Source organism: Pseudomonas izuensis, from assembly GCF_009861505.1.
GTDB classification, from domain to species: Bacteria; Pseudomonadota; Gammaproteobacteria; order Pseudomonadales; family Pseudomonadaceae; genus Aquipseudomonas; species Aquipseudomonas izuensis.
In genome coordinates, this window is sequence record NZ_WTFT01000020.1 from 80687 (window position 1) to 99789 (window position 19103).

A 19103-nucleotide genomic window follows, 5' to 3' on the forward strand; every position below is an offset into this window, starting at 1 on the left:
TGCAGCCCTTTTATGCTCGTAGATTCCCATTGTCACCTTGATCGCCTCGACCTCGCCGCCCATGACGGTTCCCTGGATGCTGCCCTCGATGCGGCCCGCCAGCGCGGGGTAGGGCACTTCCTGTGTATCGGCGTCAGTGCCGACAACGCCGCCGACGTCAAAGCCCTGGCCGAGCGCTATGACGATGTCGATTGTTCGGTTGGCGTGCATCCTCTGGATGTGCAACCCGGTGCGGCGCCTGCGCTGGATTGGCTGTTGCAGGAGCTCAATCATCCGCGCGTGGTCGCCATCGGTGAAACCGGCCTGGACTACCACTACGAGCCGGAAGCGGCAGCGCTGCAGCAAGCGTCCTTCAGATTGCACCTGCAAGCCGCACAGCAGACTGGTAAACCGGTCATCATCCATACCCGTGGCGCCCGCGCCGATACCTTGAACCTGTTGCGTGAAGCGGCGCTGCCCCAGGCGGGCGTACTGCATTGCTTCACCGAGGACTGGGACATGGCGAAAGCCGCTCTGGACATGGGTTATTACATTTCCCTCTCCGGGATTGTCACATTCCGCAATGCGGACGCGTTGCGTGATGTGGCGAGCAAGGTGCCGGCCGACCGGTTGCTGGTGGAAACCGACTCACCGTACCTGGCACCCATCCCGCACCGAGGCAAGCCGAACCTGCCGCAGTACGTACGCGAAGTAGCGGAATTTCTGGCAATGTTGCGGGGTGAGACCTATGAGCGATTTGCCGAGCAGACGACGGAGAATTTCAAGCGGCTGTTCCCGCTGGCACATCTGAAAGGTTAAATCGCAGGCAAAAAAAACCCGGGTTCTGGGGGGTGAATCCGGGTTAAGACCATTAGGAGTAAAACAATGGTACGCGGTCCGTTGGTACCAATATCGGCGCGACACTTGGGGGAGATGCCCCGCCGACAGTTCAAGTATTGATCAGTATTTCACCGAGTCCAGTTTGTCGGCCCCGGTTTTTAAACAAATTTGGAATACGGGCGCTTCAGAAGAGTTCTCATCCAGTGGCGACCCTGCGGGAAATCATCAAGAAACACAGATATGGTCGGATGATCCGTGCATTTTTGCGCAATTTAGGCATAATACGCGGCTTCGAATTTTGACCCCTACAGACCTTTTCTTATGCATAAAGAACCTCGTAAGGTCCGTGAGTTTCGTCGCCGCGAGCAAGAAATTCTCGATACCGCGCTCAAGCTGTTCCTCGAACAAGGTGAAGATAGCGTCACCGTCGAGATGATCGCTGATGCCGTCGGTATCGGCAAAGGCACGATCTACAAGCACTTCAAATCCAAGGCCGAGATCTACTTGCGCCTGATGCTCGATTACGAGCGCGATTTGAACGAGCTGCTGCACTCCGCCGACGTCGACAAGGACAAAGAAGCCCTGTCCCGCGCCTATTTCGAATTCCGCATGCGCGATCCGCAACGTTATCGCTTGTTCGATCGCCTGGAAGAAAAGGTGGTGAAGGGCAACCAGGTGCCGGAGATGATCGAGGAGCTGCACAAGATCCGTGCCTCGAACTTCGAACGCCTGACCTTGCTGATCAAGGGCCGGATCAGCGAAGGCAAGCTCGAAGACGTGCCGCCTTACTTCCATTACTGCGCATCCTGGGCGTTGGTGCATGGTGCCGTGGCGCTGTACCACTCGCCGTTCTGGAGCAATGTGCTGGAAGATCAGGAAGGCTTCTTCCAGTTCCTGATGGACATCGGCGTGCGCATGGGCAACAAGCGCAAGCGCGACACCGACACCCCGAGCAGCTGAGCCATTCAGCAGCCTGATGGCGCCATTATTTCGCTACTTGGCGCCGTACCGCAGGAATATACTCAGGCATGGGACTTGCTAAAACTTGATTTGTAAGTCAAGTTTTAGCGGTCCGAATATCCTTCCGCCGGAGTGATCATGATCGTTGATCGTCAAGGCAGGCGTTTTCGCAATTTGCGAGTCAGCCTGACCTCAGCCTGCAATTACGCCTGTACCTACTGCGTGCCCAACGGGAAGCGGCTGGTGGCTGCGCAGGATGAGCTGTCGGCCGAAGCCATGGCGCGCGGTGTGGCCTATCTGATCGAGGCCGCGGGCATCGAGCGCTTGCGCATCACCGGGGGTGAGCCACTGGTCAGCCCGAAACTCGAAACTTTCATGATCGCCGTCGGGCAGATGGGGCTGCAAGACATCAGCCTGACTACCAACGGTCAATTGCTGGCGAAAAAGCTGCCGTTGCTGGTGGATGCCGGCATTCGGCGTATCAACGTTTCCCTCGATACCCTGGACGCCAGTGCATTCCGCGGCATTGCCCGTGGCGGCGATCTGGCCACTGTGCTCGACGGTATGGTTCAGGCCCGTGCGGCTGGCATCAAGATCAAGGTCAACATGGTGCCGTTACGCGGTCAGAACCTCGATCAGGTGATGCCGCTGCTCGATTACTGCCTGGAGCGTGGCTACGAGCTGCGCTTCATCGAACTGATGCGCATGGGCCACCTGGCCAGCGACTCCAACGCTTTCCTGCAACAGTTCGTCAGCCTTCAACAGTTGCTGAGCCTGATCGGCGAACGCTATGAGTATCTGCAGGCTGATGCGCCGGTGGATGCGACGGCGGTGCGCTATGAAATTCCGGGACTGGGGCATTTCGGCGTGATCGCCAACGAAAGCGTGCCGTTCTGTCGCACCTGTTCACGTTTACGTCTTTCTTCCACGGGATGGCTGCATGGCTGCCTGTCGTCGAGCAACCGCCACTATATCGGCGATTTACTGGACAAACCGCGTCATCAGGCATTGCCTGCCCTGCAGAGACTCTTGGTGAAAGCCCTGGGTGACAAGCAGGAAGTAGCGTTTTCCGGTGGTGCGACGATCATGAAGATTATTGGCGGCTGATCGGGCCTCATCGCGAGCAAGCTTTGCTCCCACAGGATTTGAGTTGATCACAAAAATTGTGGCTGCTCGAATCCTGTGGGAGCAAGGCTTGCCCGCGATGGCGTTTTATCAGGCAGTGATGAACATGAGCTGGCGCGGAAGCTGCATCCAATGGCCATTCGCCGGTTTTCCGTCACCGGCCTCTGGAGGATAGGATGCGTAGCCTGGTTTTGCTGCTGGCCGTTTTGGCGCTCGGTGGCTGCATGAATGTCAGCGATATGGCCGAAGGGACTCGCTACCATATGAGCGACGCAGGTCTGCTGGATCACAGCGATAGCCGTCGCGTGAATAATCTGCGCATTCAGCCGGACTCGTTTGTCTACATTGCCCAAGGCGCCTTTGTGCCGCCGGGCAGCGCGATTTACCCTCGACCTAACGTGATCGCCGAAGTCGCCTTCGACGGTTTTGTCGAATACTTCCCGATGGTCCGCCGCGCGCACACGCCGGAAGGTCTTGACCAGGCCATGAGCGAAGCCCGTGCGGTCGGAGCCCATTACTTGCTCTATACCCGTTTTGCCAAGTCCGATGACCGTATCGGCAACTCGGATGAGTGGCTGGATCAGGAAGCCCTGGATCGCCTCGGCATCGACACCGGTGTGATTCAGATCATGTTGATCGAGACCAGCACCCAGTATTTGATTGATACTGCACGTATCAAGAGTCGTGGCGGTTTGCTGACGTTCCACGATGAAAAACCAGAAGACCTGATGGGCCCGCCGCTTGAGCAATATGCTCGTGGCCTGTTAGGGCTCAGTGACCAGTAATCCAAGGAGATCGCCATGAGTGGCCCGCAAAAAGCCAACGATCTGTTGGGGCAAATCCCCAAAACCCAAGGCTTGCCACCGGTCCACCTGTGGAACCCCGACTTTTGTGGCGACATCGACATGCGCATCGCCCGCGACGGCACCTGGTATTACCTGGGCACGCCGATCGGGCGCAAGCCGATGGTCAAATTGTTCTCCACCATCATTCGCCGCGACGGCGATGATTACTTTCTCATTACCCCGGTCGAGAAAGTCGGCATCAAGGTCGACGACGCGCCCTTTGTGGCGATTGCACTGGAGGTGGCAGGCGAGGGCGAGGCGCAAGTCCTGCGTTTCACCACCAACGTCGATGAGACCGCCGAGGCCGGTGCCGAGCACCCGATTCGCGTGATGATCGATCCCGACACTCAAGAACCGGCGCCTTATGTGCATGTGCGCAGCAACCTTGAAGCGTTGATACATCGCAACGTGTTCTATCAGATGGTGGAACTGGCCGTGAGTCGTGAGATCGACGGGCAGCGTTGGCTAGGTGTGTGGAGCGGCGGCGAGTTCTTCCGCATCGGTCTTGAGCCTTAGTCCACAACCCCTGTAGGAGCGAGCCTGCTCGCGAAAGCGGAGTGTCAGACACATAGATGCTGAATGTGCCGACGCCTTCGCGAGCAGGCTCGCTCCCACAGGGGGCACTCCCCGAACAACACTCCTTCCGTCATCTCCCCCCAAATATCCCTTGCCCGCCCCAACCCGATTCGGGTATCAATTTGTACATGATTAGACAGGTACGATTCGACAAGAAACAACGGGTGGTCGACGAACTCATCCGGCGCATTGAAAGCGGTCTACTGGAAGACGGTTTTCATTTGCCGGGTGAGCATCAGTTGGCTCAAGAATTCAAAGTCAGCCGAGGTACTTTGCGTGAAGCCCTGGCCGAATTGAAACGGCGCAACTACATCGCGACGCAAAGCGGGGTGGGCTCCATCGTCACGTTCGACGGTGTGGCGCTCGACCAGCGCAGCGGTTGGGCCCAGGCCCTGGCCGACAGCGGCGCGCTGGTCAATACCGAAGTGCTGCGGCTGGAGGCGGTGACCCGTCCTGACCTGCTGCCACGTTTCGGCACCGACCAATTCATCACCCTCGACCGCCGCCGCCGTTCCAACGACGGCACGCTGGTCTCCCTCGAACGCTCATTGATGCCCGCCACCGGAGGCCTGGAAGGCCTGCCGCGGGTCGGTTTGATCGACAACTCCCTGACCATCACCCTGGCCGCCTACGGCTATATCGGTGAACGCGGCGATCAATGGATCGGCGCCGAACCATTGAACGCCGAAGACGCCGAACTGTTGGGACGTCCGGTCGGCACGGTGTTCCTCAAGGCCTTGCGCACCACCTACGACCGGCAAAACCGCTTCATGGAGCAGGTGGAAAGCTTGCTCGACCCTGTGCATTTTCGTCTGCACCTGCAATTTGGAACGATGAAATGACTGGGTTCAATCGTGCCCTGGGCGCGTTCTACGGCCTGGCCCTGGGCGATGCCTTGGGTATGCCGACGCAATCCCTGAGCCGCGACGAGATCAAGGCGCGTTTCGGCGAAATCATTGACCTGCAGGATGCCGGTCCCCATCAGCCAATTGCCGCCAACATGCCCAAGGGCTCGATCACGGACGATACCGAGCAGGCAGTCCTGGTCGGTCAGCTGTTGCTCGACGGCAAGGGCCGGATCGAACCGGCGCTGCTCGCCCAGCGGCTCATCGAGTGGGAAGCCGAGATGCAGGCCAAGGGCTCGCAGGATCTGCTCGGCCCTTCGACCAAACGCGCGATCGAGATGATCCTCGCCGGCCATTCGCCGGAAGAGGCGGGGCGCTACGGCACCACCAATGGCGCGGCAATGCGTATCACACCGGTCGGGATTGCCGCGGACGTGGCCGATCCCGAACGTTTCATCGACGCCGTGGTGCAGGCTTGCCAGGTCACCCACAACACCACACTGGGCATTTCCAGCGCGGCGGCGGTGGCGGCGGTGGTCTCGGCCGGAATCAACGGCCTGGACCTGGGCGAGGCGTTAAACCTCGGCCAGCACATCGCCCAGCAAGCGCAAAGCCGTGGCCACTGGGTTGCCGGTGGACGCATTGCTTCGCGCATCAGCTGGGCGCGGACCATCAGCGTCGACAGTGACAAGCGGATGCTCGCCGATTTGCTGTACGACGTGATCGGCACCTCGGTGGCTTCCCAGGAGTCGGTGGTCGTGTCGTTTGCCTTGGCCCAGCAAGTGGCCATCGGCGAAATGAATGCCTTCGAAGCGTTATGCATGGCGGCGAGCCTGGGTGGCGACACCGATACCATCGCGGCGATTCTGGGGGCGATGCTGGGGGCTTGCCTGGGGCTCGAGTGTTGGCCGGTGGCGATGATCGAGAAGGTCAAGGCCGTCAATCATCTGGAGCTTGGGCCGCTGGTGCAGGGACTATTGGCATTGCGTTAACAGGACTGGCGCCATCGCGGGCAAGCCCGCTCCCACAGGTACGGTGTGTACCTTAAGGTTTGCACAATCCTTGTGGGAGCGGGCTTGCCCGCGATGGCAGCACCGCCGATCCAATTTGATAACCCGCAACGGAACGCACCAACACGGCCAGGACCGCCGGGACGTTGTGTCGATTTCCCTCATTGCCCACAACCACAACAAATGGCAACAGGAGCATTTTTCATGAGTTCATCGAACGCCGGGCAGAACGCCGGGCAACTGGAAACCCGTGGCATCGAACCGGTGCCGGAAGCCGAGTGCAAGGGTCATCCGTTGCAGCTGTTCTGGGTCTGGTTCGCGGCCAACATTTCCATCCTTGGCCTACCGTTGGGCGCGACCCTCGTGGCGTTTCGCGGGTTGGCGATCTGGCAGGCGATCATCGTCGCGATCCTTGGCGCTGCGGGTTCTTTCGCGGTGGTCGGGATCATCTCCATTGCCGGTCGTCGTGGCCGCGCTCCAAGCCTGACGCTGTCACGTGCCATCTTCGGCGTGCGCGGAAACATCGGCCCGACCCTGGTGTCACTGATGTCACGCCTGGGCTGGGAAACCGTCAACACCACCACGGCCGCGTTCGTGCTGCTGTCGCTGTGCTCGATCCTGTTCGGCTCGCCGGTGGAAGCGAAAAGTGCGCCACTGCTGACGCTGGTGTTCATCGCGATTTTCGTGCTCCTGACCTTATCGGTGTCCGGCCTCGGCCACGCCACCTTGCTGGTGATTCAGAAGTGGGCGACTTACGTGTTCGGCGCGCTGAACATCCTGGTCGGCGGCTTCCTCTGCGCCACCATCGACTGGAGCGCGGTGTTCAACGCCACGCCTGCGCCAATGAGCGCGATGATCATCGGTATCGGCACCATGGCGGCTGGCACCGGGATTGGTTGGGCCAACGCCGGCGCGGACATGTCGCGTTATCAGCACCGCAGCGTCAAAGCCGTGCGCCTGGTGGCGTCGGCGGCATTCGGCGCGGGGATTCCGCTGGTCCTGTTGATCACCCTCGGCGGCCTGCTGTCGGTGGGCAACAACGACCTGGCCCAGGCTACCGACCCGATCATCGCCATCCGCGACATGTTGCCGACCTGGATGGCCGTGCCGTACCTGATCACCGCATTCGGCGGCCTGCTGTTGTCGAATAACCTGTCGGTGTACTCCGCCGGCCTGACCACGCTGACCCTCGGCCTGAAGGTCAAGCGTGTCTACGCGGTGGTGGTGGATATCGTCGCGATCTTCGCTGGCTCCATCTACTTCATGCTGATCGCCGACAGTTTCTACGGTCCTTTCATTACCTTCATTTCGCTGCTGGCGGTGCCAATCACGGCGTGGGTCGGGATCTTCGTCGTCGACCTGATTCATCGCCATTATTACAGCCCCGTAGATTTGCTAGACGTCAGCCCGAGCAGCGCCTACTGGTATCGCGGTGGCGTCGAGTGGCGCGCGTTCGGTGCCTGGGCGGTGGCGATCGTGCTCGGTTTCAGCTTCACCACCATCGGCACCACGGCGGAAAATGTCTGGTTCAAAGGCTTCCTGTCCGACTCCTGGTTGGGCCATAACGGCCTCGGCTGGATCGTGACCTTTGTGGTTGCCGGCGGGATTTACTGTGTACTTGGCGGGGCGAAGGATCGTCGCGCTGCGCGGGTCGAGAATGCTCATGCCTAAGATGTTGTATACCGGCCAGGTCATCATCGATCTGGTCATGGCTGTGGATCAGTTGCCGCAAGCAGGCGGTGACGCGCTGGCGCAGTCCGCCAGTTTCGAGGCGGGCGGCGGCTTCAACGTGATGGCCGCCGCGCAGCGTAATGGCTTGCCGGTGGTCTACCTCGGTCGTCACGGCACAGGGCGTTTCGGCGACCTGGCCCGCGCAGCGATGCTCGCCGAAGGTATCCACATCGGTATCGCTCATCCCGCCGAGCGCGATACCGGGATATGCGTGGCGATCACCGACGCTTCAGCCGAGCGCAGTTTTGTGTCCTACATCGGTGCCGAAGGCGAAGTGACGGCCGAAGACCTGGCCAGCGTGCCGGCCGAGGCGGGGGATTATGTCTGCGTCAGCGGTTATAGCCTGCTGCATGTCGGCAAGGCACAGGCGCTGGTGGACTGGGTGCTGGATCTGCCGAGCGACATTAACGTGGTGTTCGATCCGGGGCCGTTGGTGGATTCGCCGGATGCGCCATTGATGACCGCCTTGTTGCCGCGCATTGATCTGTGGACCAGCAACAGCGTCGAGGCGCTGCGGTTTACCGGGGCGTCGGACATCGGTGAAGCGCTGGCTCGCCTGGCCGGGCATCTGCCGGCCAAGGTGTTGATGGTGGTGCGCGACGGACCCCAAGGTTGCTGGATCAGTCAGGGTACCGAGCGTCGACATGTGCCGGGCTTCAAGGTGGAAGCGGTAGACAGCAATGGCGCTGGCGATGCCCATGCCGGGGTGTTTGTGGCGGGGTTGGCGCAAGGGTTGTCGGCGTTCGATGCGGCGCGTCGGGCGAATGCGGCGGCCGCGTTGGCAGTGACCCGGTGGGGGCCTGCGACTTCGCCGGGGGCTGCTGAGGTGGACGAATTAATCAGGAATACCTTCGGCGCCTGATCCATCGCTTTCGCGAGCAGGCTCGCTCCCACAGGGGATCTGTGAACGACACAAATCCCTTGTGGGAGCGAGCCTGCTCGCGAAGGGGCCCAAAAATTCAACACATGAATCTGGCTTTATCCAGCCTTGCGTAACGCCTCGATCAACTCCTGTTTACGCATGCTGGACCGCCCCGGAATATCCTTCGCCCGCGCCTCCTTTCTCAAACTGTCCACGGTCTGGGTATCACGCGAAGCCTGGCTATTGCGCGAATGCCCTTTACGGCTCGCCACCGCGCGTCGTGCCGACTCCTTGCGATCTTCCGACTTCGCACTGGCCGGCTTCTTGCGGCCCGAACCACCGGCCCGTTCGCCGCCTCCAGACTGCTTGTTGACCGTGGCCCAAGCGCGCGCCTCGGCTTCGTCCCTGGACACGCCTTTGCGCTCATAACTGTCTTCGATGTGTTCGGCCTTGCGTTTCTGCTCGGCGGTGTATTTGTCTTTGCTTCCACGAGGCATGGGATTTCTCCTGGCTTATGTTGGCAAACCCGATTACTGGCTCACGCCGCCTTCGGAGTCCGAACCACCAGTAGTGATTTTCGAGCCGATGCCAGAGCCGGCGTTTTCGGGTGTTCGAGTATCCGGCAGGTTCAAACCGCCCTGACGGCCCGCGTCATTGCCTTGAGTCCGCGGGTCGGTGCCCGTGGACGGTGGCAGGCTACTATCGACGCCTGTGCCATTGGTGTTCATGCCGGGGGCGCTCTGGATGGCGGGGGCCTTGGGGCTTTCGACCGGGTTGGTCGGGCCGGTACCGGACGTGTAGGTCGCGGCGGTGGCGAGCGGGGACAGCAGGACGGCGAGGGTGAGGGCGGTCAGCCGCGACAAGATCATGGAGGTGTCTCCCTTGATTTAGAGTCCTTACCTGATGTTGGTCCGCCCCCGTTTCGAATTGGTGCCTGATGAACGACGAATGGTTCAGGCCTGTTGCAATGCCCTGGCGGTGACGACCCTGCGCCAGATCAGGCGCCCCACGGTGATCAGCCAGTTGACCGAGGCGATCGCCAGCACGGTGAGCAACAACGTTGCCATCCCGTGCTCAACGATGATTTTCCCGGCGAGCAGCGGGAAGCCGAACACACCGATGAAGTAGGACAAACTGAACAGCAGCAAGGATTGTGCGGTGGTGCCATTCGGTGCTTCATTGGCGGCCAAGCCGTTGATGACCGAATAAGTCAGCCCGTAACCGACCCCGAGCATCACCGCCGCAAGCAAGTAGCTCAAGCCATTGTCGACCACGAAGCCAAACAGCAGGATCGAGCCCATCATCAGCCCCGACAGCACGCACGACGCACGCAACGGATCGCGCTTGACCACGATGCCGGCGATCAGCATGCGGCTGCTGATCGCGGCACTCATGAAGCCGAGGAAGAACAGCGAATAGTCGAGCGAGCGTGCCGCGGCGTAGCTGGTCTGGAAACTCGACAACCCACCGAAAACACAACCGCCCAGGCCAACCATGATGATCGGGAACAGCGCCCGGGACGACAGCACTTGCCCCGCGGCGAGCCAGGAAATCCGTGACACCGTGGTCGATTGCAACGAGGCGTTTTTCAGGTGTCGATCCAACTGCCAAAACAGCAGCACGCCAATCAGGCTCGCCAGCGCGGCGAGATAGAACGCCGCCGTCACCGGATAGCCCAGGGCGCTCGCGGCGCGTCCCAGCAATGGACCGCTGCCGATCCCGGTCATCATGCTGCCCGACAACAAGGCAAAGTATTTGGCGCGCTGCGAGGGGGTGACCAGGCTTGCAACGATGATCGGCCCGAGGGTGTAGAACACGCCCCAGCCCAAACCCAGCAGCAGCCCGAAAAACAGCAACAGATTGCCGAAGCCCGGCGTCAGTGCGAAACCCAGGCTGGCGGCTACCAGCAGGACGCCGAACAGTGCCACCGAACGTGCCGCGCCAAGCAGGTCGGACAGGTGTCCGGAGGCAATCACCGCAACAAAAGTGCTGAGCATCGCCGCCGATATCACGCTGCCGGCATCGTGCTCGTTACCCCCGCGCGAACCGATCAGCAGCGACAGCAAAAAGGTCGATCCGTAGGACAGCGAGAGCAGGTAACTGGCCAGGCAAAACAAGCCGAACAACTTGCCGGAGACGGGGGGTGTTGCGGTAGACATGACGCGGTTCCTTGACCTGATAAATGCACAGGTCATCTATCTATCATGCAAGGCGCTTATGTTAGGTCCGAGGTTCACGATTTCAGGATTAGCGCAGGCCGGAGTAAACGCCCCTGTAGGAGCGAACTCGCTCGCGAAAATCGCAAGGGCACCGCGTTTAATCAGGCCGCAAACGTAATCGTTAACGACCATCGCGAGCGAGCTCGCTCCTACAAATGCGGAGCCATCTCGCCACAGATCCCGCGCCGACTTAGTATGGCGTTTTCCATTTCTGACAAGGCACGTCCATGACGATCGAAATCCGCCCGGCGACCCCCAGTGATGCCCCGCAAATTCTCGCGTTCATCACAGAACTGGCCGACTACGAACGTGCCCGGCATGAAGTCATCGCCAGCGTGGCCGACATCGAACGCAGCCTGTTCAGCGAAGGTGCCACCGCCCATGGCTTGATTTGCCTGCGTGAAGGCGTGGCGATCGGTTTCGCGGTGTTCTTCTTCAGTTATTCCACCTGGCTTGGCAGCAACTGCCTGTACCTCGAAGACCTCTACATCACCCCTGACCAGCGCGGTGGCGGTGCGGGTAAAACCTTGTTGCGACATCTGGCCAAGATCGCCTGTGCCAATGACTGCGGCCGTTTCGAATGGAGCGTGCTGGAGTGGAACACCCCGGCCATCGAATTCTACAAATCCCTGGGCGCGCAGCCGCAGGAAGAGTGGGTTCGCTATCGCATGGACGGGAAGGTGTTGCGCGAGTTCGCTGAAGGAAACTGATCGGCCTTAAAAGATCGCAGCCTTCGGCAGCTCCTACAGGGGAACGCATTCCAAATGTAGGAGCTGCCGAAGGCTGCGATCTTTTTTGTTTGTGTATCAATATATGGGATTGGTATTTATATATTGAGATTTTTCTTCCTCCAGATTTATAGTCCCCTTCACTCACTGCCAAAAAACAGAACAGGTGAAGCGATGCTGGCGCAATTGATCGCACTCGATTGGGGGACAACCTCATTACGTGCTTACAAACTTGCCGCAGATGGCCAGGTGCTCGAACAGCGTTCGCTGTCGTCGGGGATCATGCAGTTGCCCAAGGCGCCGCGATTCATCGCCGGTCGTGAATGCACCGACGGTTTTGAACTGGCCTTCGATGAGGCCTGCGGTGACTGGCTCGACGCCCAACCCGATTTGCCGGTGATCGCCTGCGGCATGGTCGGCAGCGCCCAGGGCTGGCGCGAAGCGGCCTACCGCGATACACCGGCGAACGTTGCCAATCTCGGAACCTCCCTACAAATTGTTCGTAGCCTTCGCGGTGTCGATGTGCACATCGTGCCGGGGGTGATACAGCGTTCGCACCTGCCCAATGTGATGCGCGGCGAAGAAACCCAGGTGCTCGGTGTGCTGCAAACCCTGTCGAGAGACGCGAGTACCAATCTGTTGATCGGCCTGCCGGGCAGTCATTCGAAATGGGTGGAAGTGAGCGACGGCTGCATCGTGCACTTCGACACCTTCATGACCGGCGAAGTCTTCGCCGTCCTCAGTGAACACAGCATCCTGGGGCGCACCCAGCAGCGCGGCGGGTCGTTCGATGGCGAAGCTTTCGATCGTGGCGTGCAGGTCGCCTTGTCGGCGGACGGCGAAATCGGCGTGCTATCGACCCTGTTCAGCGCCCGCAGCCTGGGCTTGACCGGTGAACTGAGCGCTACGGCGCAAGCGGATTATTTGTCCGGTCTGCTGCTCGGCCATGAGCTCTCGGCCCTGGCCAGCGTTCAGCACCGCCGACGCAACAGCGTGCACCTGCCTTCGATCATCCTGATCGGCAATGCCCAACTGTGCAGCCGCTACAGCCGTGCCCTCGGCGCCTGCGGTTTTGCCCGGGTAACTTTGGCCGAGCAGGCCACCGAACGCGGGCTATGGCAATTGGCGGTCGCCGCCGGGCTGGTCGCCGCAACCCCATCCCGTTAACCCTGACTGGAGTCCTGACATGCTCAAACAAGCACTGGCGCAAAACGGTCTGATCGCGATCCTGCGCGGCCTGCATCCGCAAGAAGCCGTCGCCGTCGGAGAAGTCCTGTACGCGGCCGGATTTCGCGTCATTGAAGTACCGCTCAATTCCCCCGAGCCGTACGAAAGTATCCGCATCCTGCGCAGTTCCTTGCCCGCCGATTGCCTGATCGGCGCGGGCACGGTGCTGACGCCGGAGCAGGTCGAGCAGGTGAAGGCGGCAGGTGGCCAGGTGATCGTCATGCCCCACAGCGATCCCAAGGTGCTGCGCGCGGCGAAAGCGGCCGGTCTGTACCTGTCGCCGGGTGTCGCCACGCCGACCGAAGCCTTCGCGGCTCTGGCTGAGGGCGCGGACGTGCTGAAGATGTTCCCGGCCGAGCAAATGGGGCCGGCGGTCGTCAAGGCCTGGCTGGCGGTGCTGCCGACGGGAACAATCCTGGCGCCGGTCGGCGGCATCACCCCGGACAACATGCGGGCGTTTATCGACGCTGGCGTCAAAGGTTTCGGCCTCGGTTCCGGTCTGTTCAAACCGGGCATGACACCGGAGCAAGTGGCGGCCAATGCCAAGGCCTACGTGGCTGCCTGGAAAGCCCTTCGCTAAGGCTTTTCCGGCGATTACCTATGTCTCGGTTCTGGCATTGATCGGTGCGCTTTCCTACATCTTGTTGGTGGGCAAGGTCGAGCGTATCAAGTTGTAGTGGCAGCGGTAGGCCGACCATAATGCCGCCCGTTCACTCGCTCAACGGTAAAGGCTGGATATGCAGGAAGACGCCCCAAAAATCGCCAAGGAGACCGCGCCGACCGGTACCCAGACCCTGCTTCGCGGCCTGGGTGTGGTTCAGGCCGTGGCCAGCGGCGCCCGCGATCTCAAGGAAATCGCCCGGCTGATCGGCACCACGCGCAGCACCACCCATCGCCTGGCCAGTTGCCTGGTGGATGAGCGTTACCTGCGGGTGGTGCCGCAAGTCGGCTATTTGTTGGGACCGAAGCTGATCGAGCTGGGGTTTCAGGCGCGGGAAGAGTTGCCGCTGGTGACCCTGGCCGGGCCGTACCTGGATGAGCTGTCGGCGTTGACCGGCGACACCATTCACCTGGCGATCCGCGAAGGCGATGAGGTGTTGTACCTGCATAAGAATCCAGGGCGCAACGGCCCGGAAATGCGTTCACGGGTCGGCCATCGCATGCCGTTGGCGCGCACCGGGATAGGCAAGGCACTGATGCTCGACGACACGCCGCAAGAGTGGCAGCGTTTGTACGAAGTCAGTCTACCTGCCGGTGGGAAAAATCAGTTCTGGCCACAGCACCCGGAGCAATCCTGGGAGCAGTTTCAGCAGCGCATGCTCGAGTACGTGGCCGGTGGCTACGCTTTCGATCTGGAAGATAACGAACCGTCGATCCGCTGTGTGGCGGCGCCGATTCGCGATGCCAGCAAACGCATTGTCGCCGGCATCAGCATCGCCAGCACCGTGCCGTATATGCCGCTGGAAAAAATGGCCGAGCTGATTCCCTTGATCAAAGGGGTCACGGCCCGGCTGTCGGCGGAGCTTGGCTTGAAGGTGTAATCCCGGTCAGCTTTCGGTTTTCTTCTCTGCCGCTCCCAACTCTTTCAGACGCTGATCGATCAGCTGGCACTTGTCCGGCAGATCCTTGGCGGCAGTCTTCAGGTCCATCTTCTGTAACTCATCGTTGATTTCCTTGGCTTTGGCCGGGTTCTGCTCGGTGAGCCGGGTGACTTCCTTCGCTAGTTGTTCGCGCTTGGCGGTGGCTTCCTCCGGCGTGCAGGCCCAGACGGGCAGGGCGCAGGCGAGGGTGGCGGCGAGGGTGAGTTTCAGCAGGATTTTCATTCGTCAGGCCTCAGTTCCGGTTAAGGCGGGTTAACCGGTTGAGGGTTCAAGGACTGAAAAAGTTCAGCGATCCTTGTAGGAGTGAGCCTGCTCGCGATAGCGGTGCATCAGTCGCAAACAATGTGGCTGACGGTCCGTTATCGCGAGCAGGCTCGCTCCTACAAGGGGTACTGCGGTGTGCTCGGTTTATCCGCTATGGCAGCAACTGGATTTCTCTGCATTCTCATATTTATCGTGATGTCTCACCCACTCCATGATTTCCTCTTCATTCCTGCCCTTGGGCGTCAGGTCGAGGTAGTTGTAGGCGCCGACCAGCAAATCCAGTCCCCGAGCGTAAGTTGAATAGGTATGGAAAATCTCGCCGGCCTCGTTGCGATAAAACACGCTGAGACCTGGGAGTTCTTCTTCGGAGCCGTCGGTTTTTTCGTAGTTGTAGGTAGCCTTGTCGGCGGCGACGTCTTCGGCGCGGGCGGTGACGCCAAAGTCGTAGTTGAAATCGCTGCCCGCCGATGACACCCAGTCGAATGTCCAGCCCATGCGTCGTTTGAAGGCCTGGAATTCGTCGAATGGTGCATGGGATACCGCCACCACGGCTACGTCGTGGTGGGCCAGATGCTGGTTGGCGCCGTCGATGTGATCGCTGAGGAACGAGCAACCAGGGCAACCCTCATCCCAGCCCTTTGCGAACATAAAGTGGTAAATGACCAGTTGGCTGCGGCCGCCGAACAGGTCAGCGAATTTCAGTTCGCCCTGCGGGCCCTGGAAGCGGTAGTCCTTGTCGATTTTCACCCAGGGCAAGGCGCGGCGTTCGGCGCTGAGTCGGTCTCGCTCCTTGGTGAACGCCTTTTCGTGGGCCAGGTGCTGCTTGCGGGCGGCGAGCCATTCTTCCCGGGACACGACGGGATGATTCTGAATGTTCATGATGATTTCTCCTGCGTGGGGCTGGGAGGGGATTTACACAGCCTAGTCGTTTCGCCATGGCGTAATTCGACATACCGCCGGTCGGTAGCAGTAAAAACCTGAGCTGAACGGCTGCCGGGCGAGCCGGTCACAAACTATGAAGGCCCTATCACTCACGGGCAGCGGAGGTTGAATCAGGATGACGACTTATAACTGGGATTTGATTGAACGCTTGCTGCACGAAGTGCAGAACAGCGAAGCCAGCTTCACGCCACGGGCCTATGCCGAGCGATACGCGGCCGAAAAAGCTGCGCAGGGCGAGGAGCCTGAAAACCTCGATCACCTGAAAGCAGTGGCCGGTGAGTACGAAAAATTACTGTTGGCACGAGGCTATATCGAACCCAGGCCCCAGGAGCAGGGCGGCACTGGCTCCAACTACATTCTGACCTTGCGTGGTTCGAGGCTGTTGAGCCTGATCGACAGCAGCATTCCCGGTAATGATCACCCTCGTCAGGTGCTTGATGAGCAGCTGGATGCGCTGGATGAAGTGACGTTTGATGAGGTGGCTTCGAAGGCGCAGATTGCCTGATTCTACGCAAAATCCAATGTAGGAGCTCTGGCTTGCCAGCGAAGACAGTGTCACTGACACACCGAGGTGTCTGGATTCGCTGGCAAGCCAGCTCCTACAGGTCATGTGTATTGCCATCAACCTTTTTTTGCCGCCTTCAGGCATTTCAAATCGCTGAAATCCTTCCTCACACCCTCGATTTTTGTCAGCAATCGCTGACGCTGCTCTGGCGTGCTTTCGGCCATCAAATCCACAAACAGCGAACGCGCCAGGGCTTCGGTCTTGGCGAAAGCCTGGCGGTATTCCGGTGTCCACAAGCGCTCACGATTCACCAGAAGTGTCTCGATTCGCTGTGGGAATTCAGGGCCGTGACGTTGCGCCACCGCCGCACTGAACTGTTTCTGCCAGTGGACACGGTTGGCGATCCATTGCGTATTCTGGTCACCCAGGGCATTGGACCACGCGACGACACGCTGTTGTTGCGTGGGGCTGAGTGGCCCGAGCCAATCACCCAGGCGTTTCTCCATGCGCTCGCCACGGTCCTTGATCTGCTGCTCGAGGGGCGGCTTGAGGTATTGCGCCTGGCGTTTGCGCTGGTCCTTGGCGAAAGCCTCGTTCATTTCAGCGACCTGCCTGTCATCCAGTCCTTGCAGCAACTCGATGGCCGATGGGGTGATTTCCCGGGCGGTCTCGGCGATGGCCTGTTCGGCCTCTTCGGTGCGCGCTTGCAGCGCGGCATCGGTGACCTGGTTGGTCGCGACCATGGTCTGCAAGCGGTCCAGCCAATCCAGATAGCCCGGCAATTGCGTGGTGCAGTGCCAGGTCAGGTGTTCCTTGAGACGTTCATTCAGCCAGTTTTTTTGTTCGCCGTTCATGTCCAGGTAGTCGCTGAGCGTCCAGGGAATGATGACGTCGAGGTTGCGGTAAGCCAGGCCCATTCGACTGCATGCGCCGAGGGCGAGGATGAGTGTGAGCACGAAGGCAATGTGCCTTAACCAGCGAGACATGGGCGAATCCTTGCGAAAGCCTGGCTTCGGGGTCTGATTCTCATGTGAACGCAGGATGAGCCCGGCAGTTCAGCCGATCAAGGGAGGGCGAGCGAGAAGAGTACGTGGCCTGGTGGCTGAGCAGGTTTTTATGAGCGCTGGCGGAATTGGGAGGGGGATTGCGGGGAGGGTTCCAGTCCAAGCGCTTCGAAGCTCAAAGCGCTTGTGGACCAGGTGATGCCTGAGGTATTACGTTTTGGCTCTTATTTCTTGGCTCTTATTTCTTACCCAGGGTGATCTGCTTGGACGGGCCGAACGTCTGGCCGCTGACGCCCTTGGCAATTTGCTGGATTTCACCGCCGGATTTGAGGAACGCAGCGATCTGGTTATTGATCGATTCGCTGGTTTCGACGGCTGGAGCTGGCTTTGCTTTGCTGGTGGATGCTTTTACGCGCATGGCGGCCATTAACCTGTAGAAAATTAACTTGGCCAGGCATCGTACAGGAATTACCTGCAATTTGCTTGGCAAATATCCCGTGGAGCATTCACGACGGGTGCAGGATAAAAGGCGGATTATTATTGGAAAATATCCCCTAAGTCGCTGTTTTAAATAAAAACATGGATCGACAGAATAACGATTTTGGCTGGGTTGAGAGCGTCGAAAATTGTCGGGGTGGTCAGACGAGCGGCCACTCGGGTACGGCGAAATCCAGGAAAATTAAGGCCTTCGGAGGATTTTCTCGCGCCACCGGGCCGGCCGCCGAACGCGGCCGGCAAAACCGGGTAGAATGCCGCCCACGCAATGAGGGTATTGGACATGGCTTTAGTCGGGCGTTACAACAGTTTGCAAGTGGTTAAACACACTAACTTCGGTTTATATCTGGACGGTGGCGCGGATGGCGAAATACTTTTGCCTAATCGTTATATTCCAAAAGATATTCCCAGCGAAGATGAAGACTGGCTCAATGTTTTTGTTTATCTGGACAGCGATGACAAACTTATCGCGACGACAGAAAAACCGAAAGTTCAAGTCGGTGAATTCGCCAGCTTGAAAGTTGTTGAGGTCAACAGCATCGGTGTGTTCCTCGATTGGGGCCTGCCGAAGGATCTGTTGCTGCCGTTTTCGGAAGAAAAGCGCCAGATGTCGGCCGGCGAATACGCCGTGGTGCATGTCTATCTCGACAAGCACACCCGCCGCATCACCGCAACGGCTCGCCTGGACCGCTATCTGGACAAGACCCCGGCCAACTACACCCCGGGCCAGGAAGTCGACCTGCTGGTTGCCGAAGCCACCGAAATGGGGTTCAAGGCGATCATCAACAACAAGCACTGGGGCCTGATCCACAAGAACGAAATCTTCAAGTTCATGCGCGCGGGCAAAGAAGAGAAGGGCTTCATCAAGGAAGTTCGTGCCGACGGCAAGATCAGCCTGAGCCTGCAGCCGGTTGGCCAGGAAGCGGCCACCAGCCTGAACTCGAAGATCCTCGCCAAGTTACGTGAGAACAATGGCACCCTGGCAGTCAGCGACAAGAGCGACCCGACGGTGATCAGCAGTATGTTCGGTGTCAGCAAAGGCAACTTCAAAAAGGCCATTGGTGCGTTGTACAAGAATGGCCAGATTGTCATTCATGCCGATCGCATTGAACTGAGCTGACACCGACACTTGTAGGAGCGAGCTTGTCTCCGGGCGGCGCTCCGACGATGGACTTCAGGGCACCGCTGGGCATCTGACAACCCGCGTTATCGTTGGCCTCCATCGTCGGAGCGCCGCCCGGAGACAAGCTCGCTCCTACAAGGGGTAATTTCTGTACTTCTGGTTAATAATCGATATTTGCACCCCGACCTCGTGTCGGGGTTTTGCTTTTACTGCCGAGTCACT

General features: G+C 59.6%; 23 protein-coding genes. 15 read left to right on the forward strand and 8 right to left on the reverse strand.

Annotated features, from left to right (window positions below):
* Positions 1 to 12 precede the first annotated feature (12 nt).
* From GPL81_RS18515 to GPL81_RS18555, 9 genes are all read left to right on the forward strand, one after another.
* Positions 13 to 798 (forward strand): TatD family hydrolase, encoded by a 786-nt coding sequence (locus GPL81_RS18515; protein ID WP_160107875.1) that lies wholly within the window; start codon positions 13 to 15, stop codon positions 796 to 798.
* A gap of 342 nt (positions 799 to 1140) precedes the next feature.
* Complete coding sequence (locus GPL81_RS18520) at positions 1141 to 1779, forward strand: TetR/AcrR family transcriptional regulator (RefSeq protein ID WP_034149949.1); 639 nt, start codon at positions 1141 to 1143, stop codon at positions 1777 to 1779.
* Between the two features lie 138 nt (positions 1780 to 1917).
* Complete coding sequence (locus GPL81_RS18525; RefSeq protein WP_160107876.1) at positions 1918 to 2886, forward strand: GTP 3',8-cyclase MoaA; 969 nt, start codon at positions 1918 to 1920, stop codon at positions 2884 to 2886.
* A 194-nt stretch (positions 2887 to 3080) separates the two neighbouring features.
* Complete coding sequence (locus GPL81_RS18530) at positions 3081 to 3689, forward strand: DUF4823 domain-containing protein (RefSeq protein ID WP_096512907.1); 609 nt, start codon at positions 3081 to 3083, stop codon at positions 3687 to 3689.
* Between the two features lie 15 nt (positions 3690 to 3704).
* The gene (locus GPL81_RS18535) at positions 3705 to 4265 is read left to right on the forward strand and encodes a DUF1285 domain-containing protein (RefSeq protein WP_160107877.1); all 561 of its coding nucleotides are present in this window, start codon (positions 3705 to 3707) and stop codon (positions 4263 to 4265) included.
* Positions 4266 to 4453: 188 nt separating this feature from the next.
* Positions 4454 to 5167: a GntR family transcriptional regulator gene (locus GPL81_RS18540; protein WP_160107878.1), complete on the forward strand. Its 714-nt coding sequence runs from the start codon at positions 4454 to 4456 to the stop codon at positions 5165 to 5167.
* A complete protein-coding gene (locus tag GPL81_RS18545) occupies positions 5164 to 6162 on the forward strand; it encodes an ADP-ribosylglycohydrolase family protein (RefSeq protein ID WP_160107879.1) in 999 nt (332 codons plus the stop codon). Before GPL81_RS18540 ends, GPL81_RS18545 begins: the two co-directional genes overlap by 4 nt.
* Before the next feature lie 222 nt (positions 6163 to 6384).
* Positions 6385 to 7851, forward strand: coding sequence for a purine-cytosine permease family protein (locus GPL81_RS18550; RefSeq protein WP_160107880.1), 1467 nt, complete (start codon positions 6385 to 6387; stop codon positions 7849 to 7851).
* The gene (locus GPL81_RS18555) at positions 7844 to 8773 is read left to right on the forward strand and encodes a PfkB family carbohydrate kinase (RefSeq protein WP_160107881.1); all 930 of its coding nucleotides are present in this window, start codon (positions 7844 to 7846) and stop codon (positions 8771 to 8773) included. The genes GPL81_RS18550 and GPL81_RS18555 overlap by 8 nt, the downstream gene beginning before the upstream one ends.
* Positions 8774 to 8889: 116 nt before the next feature.
* Here the strand turns inward: GPL81_RS18555 and GPL81_RS18560 are convergent, their stop codons facing one another.
* The 3 genes from GPL81_RS18560 to GPL81_RS18570 form a co-directional block, all read right to left on the reverse strand.
* Positions 8890 to 9270 (reverse strand): Rho termination factor N-terminal domain-containing protein, encoded by a 381-nt coding sequence (locus GPL81_RS18560; RefSeq protein WP_160107882.1) that lies wholly within the window; start codon positions 9268 to 9270, stop codon positions 8890 to 8892.
* A 33-nt stretch (positions 9271 to 9303) separates the two neighbouring features.
* Positions 9304 to 9642, reverse strand: a complete 339-nt coding sequence (locus tag GPL81_RS18565) for a hypothetical protein (RefSeq protein WP_160107883.1) — start codon at positions 9640 to 9642, stop codon at positions 9304 to 9306.
* An 84-nt stretch (positions 9643 to 9726) separates the two neighbouring features.
* A complete protein-coding gene (locus tag GPL81_RS18570; protein WP_160107884.1) occupies positions 9727 to 10932 on the reverse strand; it encodes an MFS transporter in 1206 nt (401 codons plus the stop codon).
* Between the two features lie 287 nt (positions 10933 to 11219).
* Here GPL81_RS18570 and GPL81_RS18575 point away from each other — a divergent pair, with 287 nt between their 5' ends.
* From GPL81_RS18575 to GPL81_RS18595, 4 genes are all read left to right on the forward strand, one after another.
* Positions 11220 to 11702: a GNAT family N-acetyltransferase gene (locus tag GPL81_RS18575; RefSeq protein WP_160107885.1), complete on the forward strand. Its 483-nt coding sequence runs from the start codon at positions 11220 to 11222 to the stop codon at positions 11700 to 11702.
* 192 nt (positions 11703 to 11894) lie between these two features.
* Positions 11895 to 12887: a 2-dehydro-3-deoxygalactonokinase gene (locus tag GPL81_RS18580; RefSeq protein ID WP_160107886.1), complete on the forward strand. Its 993-nt coding sequence runs from the start codon at positions 11895 to 11897 to the stop codon at positions 12885 to 12887.
* 19 nt (positions 12888 to 12906) lie between these two features.
* The gene (locus GPL81_RS18585; protein ID WP_160107887.1) at positions 12907 to 13527 is read left to right on the forward strand and encodes a 2-dehydro-3-deoxy-6-phosphogalactonate aldolase; all 621 of its coding nucleotides are present in this window, start codon (positions 12907 to 12909) and stop codon (positions 13525 to 13527) included.
* A gap of 157 nt (positions 13528 to 13684) precedes the next feature.
* The gene (locus tag GPL81_RS18595; protein ID WP_160107889.1) at positions 13685 to 14488 is read left to right on the forward strand and encodes an IclR family transcriptional regulator; all 804 of its coding nucleotides are present in this window, start codon (positions 13685 to 13687) and stop codon (positions 14486 to 14488) included.
* Between the two features lie 6 nt (positions 14489 to 14494).
* On the opposite strand, the gene GPL81_RS18600 is transcribed toward GPL81_RS18595, so the two are convergent.
* Entirely contained in the window at positions 14495 to 14770 is a 276-nt protein-coding gene (locus tag GPL81_RS18600; RefSeq protein ID WP_160107890.1) for a hypothetical protein, read from the reverse strand.
* Between the two features lie 186 nt (positions 14771 to 14956).
* Positions 14957 to 15691: a DUF899 domain-containing protein gene (locus tag GPL81_RS18605; RefSeq protein WP_160107891.1), complete on the reverse strand. Its 735-nt coding sequence runs from the start codon at positions 15689 to 15691 to the stop codon at positions 14957 to 14959.
* A 178-nt stretch (positions 15692 to 15869) separates the two neighbouring features.
* On the opposite strand from GPL81_RS18605, the gene GPL81_RS18610 reads away from it, so the two are divergent.
* A complete protein-coding gene (locus GPL81_RS18610) occupies positions 15870 to 16259 on the forward strand; it encodes a transcriptional regulator (protein WP_160107892.1) in 390 nt (129 codons plus the stop codon).
* Positions 16260 to 16375: 116 nt separating this feature from the next.
* Here the strand turns inward: GPL81_RS18610 and GPL81_RS18615 are convergent, their stop codons facing one another.
* The 3 genes from GPL81_RS18615 to GPL81_RS18625 all read right to left on the reverse strand — a co-directional run bounded on the left by GPL81_RS18615 (position 16376) and on the right by GPL81_RS18625 (position 18043).
* Complete coding sequence (locus tag GPL81_RS18615; protein ID WP_160107893.1) at positions 16376 to 17245, reverse strand: DUF6279 family lipoprotein; 870 nt, start codon at positions 17243 to 17245, stop codon at positions 16376 to 16378.
* A gap of 256 nt (positions 17246 to 17501) precedes the next feature.
* A complete protein-coding gene (locus tag GPL81_RS18620) occupies positions 17502 to 17690 on the reverse strand; it encodes a hypothetical protein (RefSeq protein WP_028621608.1) in 189 nt (62 codons plus the stop codon).
* 140 nt (positions 17691 to 17830) lie between these two features.
* On the reverse strand, positions 17831 to 18043 hold the full coding sequence (locus GPL81_RS18625) for a hypothetical protein (protein WP_160107894.1): 213 nt from the start codon (positions 18041 to 18043) through the stop codon (positions 17831 to 17833).
* Here GPL81_RS18625 and GPL81_RS18630 point away from each other — a divergent pair.
* Complete coding sequence (locus GPL81_RS18630) at positions 18042 to 18878, forward strand: CvfB family protein (protein WP_160107895.1); 837 nt, start codon at positions 18042 to 18044, stop codon at positions 18876 to 18878. The two genes, GPL81_RS18625 and GPL81_RS18630, sit on opposite strands and share 2 nt — an antisense overlap.
* Positions 18879 to 19103: the final 225 nt, after the last annotated feature.

Coding starts and splice junctions, on each gene's coding strand:
- GPL81_RS18630 (WP_160107895.1), top strand. CDS start 18,042: ATGGCTTTAGTCGGGCGTTACAACAGTTTGCAAGTGGTTAAACACACT.
- GPL81_RS18625 (WP_160107894.1), bottom strand. CDS start 18,043: ATGTCCAATACCCTCATTGCGTGGGCGGCATTCTACCCGGTTTTGCCG.
- GPL81_RS18570 (WP_160107884.1), bottom strand. CDS start 10,932: ATGTCTACCGCAACACCCCCCGTCTCCGGCAAGTTGTTCGGCTTGTTT.
- GPL81_RS18550 (WP_160107880.1), top strand. CDS start 6,385: ATGAGTTCATCGAACGCCGGGCAGAACGCCGGGCAACTGGAAACCCGT.
- GPL81_RS18600 (WP_160107890.1), bottom strand. CDS start 14,770: ATGAAAATCCTGCTGAAACTCACCCTCGCCGCCACCCTCGCCTGCGCC.
- GPL81_RS18555 (WP_160107881.1), top strand. CDS start 7,844: ATGCCTAAGATGTTGTATACCGGCCAGGTCATCATCGATCTGGTCATG.
- GPL81_RS18610 (WP_160107892.1), top strand. CDS start 15,870: ATGACGACTTATAACTGGGATTTGATTGAACGCTTGCTGCACGAAGTG.
- GPL81_RS18535 (WP_160107877.1), top strand. CDS start 3,705: ATGAGTGGCCCGCAAAAAGCCAACGATCTGTTGGGGCAAATCCCCAAA.
- GPL81_RS18580 (WP_160107886.1), top strand. CDS start 11,895: ATGCTGGCGCAATTGATCGCACTCGATTGGGGGACAACCTCATTACGT.
- GPL81_RS18615 (WP_160107893.1), bottom strand. CDS start 17,245: ATGTCTCGCTGGTTAAGGCACATTGCCTTCGTGCTCACACTCATCCTC.
- GPL81_RS18525 (WP_160107876.1), top strand. CDS start 1,918: ATGATCGTTGATCGTCAAGGCAGGCGTTTTCGCAATTTGCGAGTCAGC.
- GPL81_RS18605 (WP_160107891.1), bottom strand. CDS start 15,691: ATGAACATTCAGAATCATCCCGTCGTGTCCCGGGAAGAATGGCTCGCC.
- GPL81_RS18575 (WP_160107885.1), top strand. CDS start 11,220: ATGACGATCGAAATCCGCCCGGCGACCCCCAGTGATGCCCCGCAAATT.
- GPL81_RS18540 (WP_160107878.1), top strand. CDS start 4,454: ATGATTAGACAGGTACGATTCGACAAGAAACAACGGGTGGTCGACGAA.
- GPL81_RS18565 (WP_160107883.1), bottom strand. CDS start 9,642: ATGATCTTGTCGCGGCTGACCGCCCTCACCCTCGCCGTCCTGCTGTCC.
- GPL81_RS18520 (WP_034149949.1), top strand. CDS start 1,141: ATGCATAAAGAACCTCGTAAGGTCCGTGAGTTTCGTCGCCGCGAGCAA.
- GPL81_RS18560 (WP_160107882.1), bottom strand. CDS start 9,270: ATGCCTCGTGGAAGCAAAGACAAATACACCGCCGAGCAGAAACGCAAG.
- GPL81_RS18585 (WP_160107887.1), top strand. CDS start 12,907: ATGCTCAAACAAGCACTGGCGCAAAACGGTCTGATCGCGATCCTGCGC.
- GPL81_RS18545 (WP_160107879.1), top strand. CDS start 5,164: ATGACTGGGTTCAATCGTGCCCTGGGCGCGTTCTACGGCCTGGCCCTG.
- GPL81_RS18530 (WP_096512907.1), top strand. CDS start 3,081: ATGCGTAGCCTGGTTTTGCTGCTGGCCGTTTTGGCGCTCGGTGGCTGC.
- GPL81_RS18620 (WP_028621608.1), bottom strand. CDS start 17,690: ATGGCCGCCATGCGCGTAAAAGCATCCACCAGCAAAGCAAAGCCAGCT.
- GPL81_RS18515 (WP_160107875.1), top strand. CDS start 13: ATGCTCGTAGATTCCCATTGTCACCTTGATCGCCTCGACCTCGCCGCC.
- GPL81_RS18595 (WP_160107889.1), top strand. CDS start 13,685: ATGCAGGAAGACGCCCCAAAAATCGCCAAGGAGACCGCGCCGACCGGT.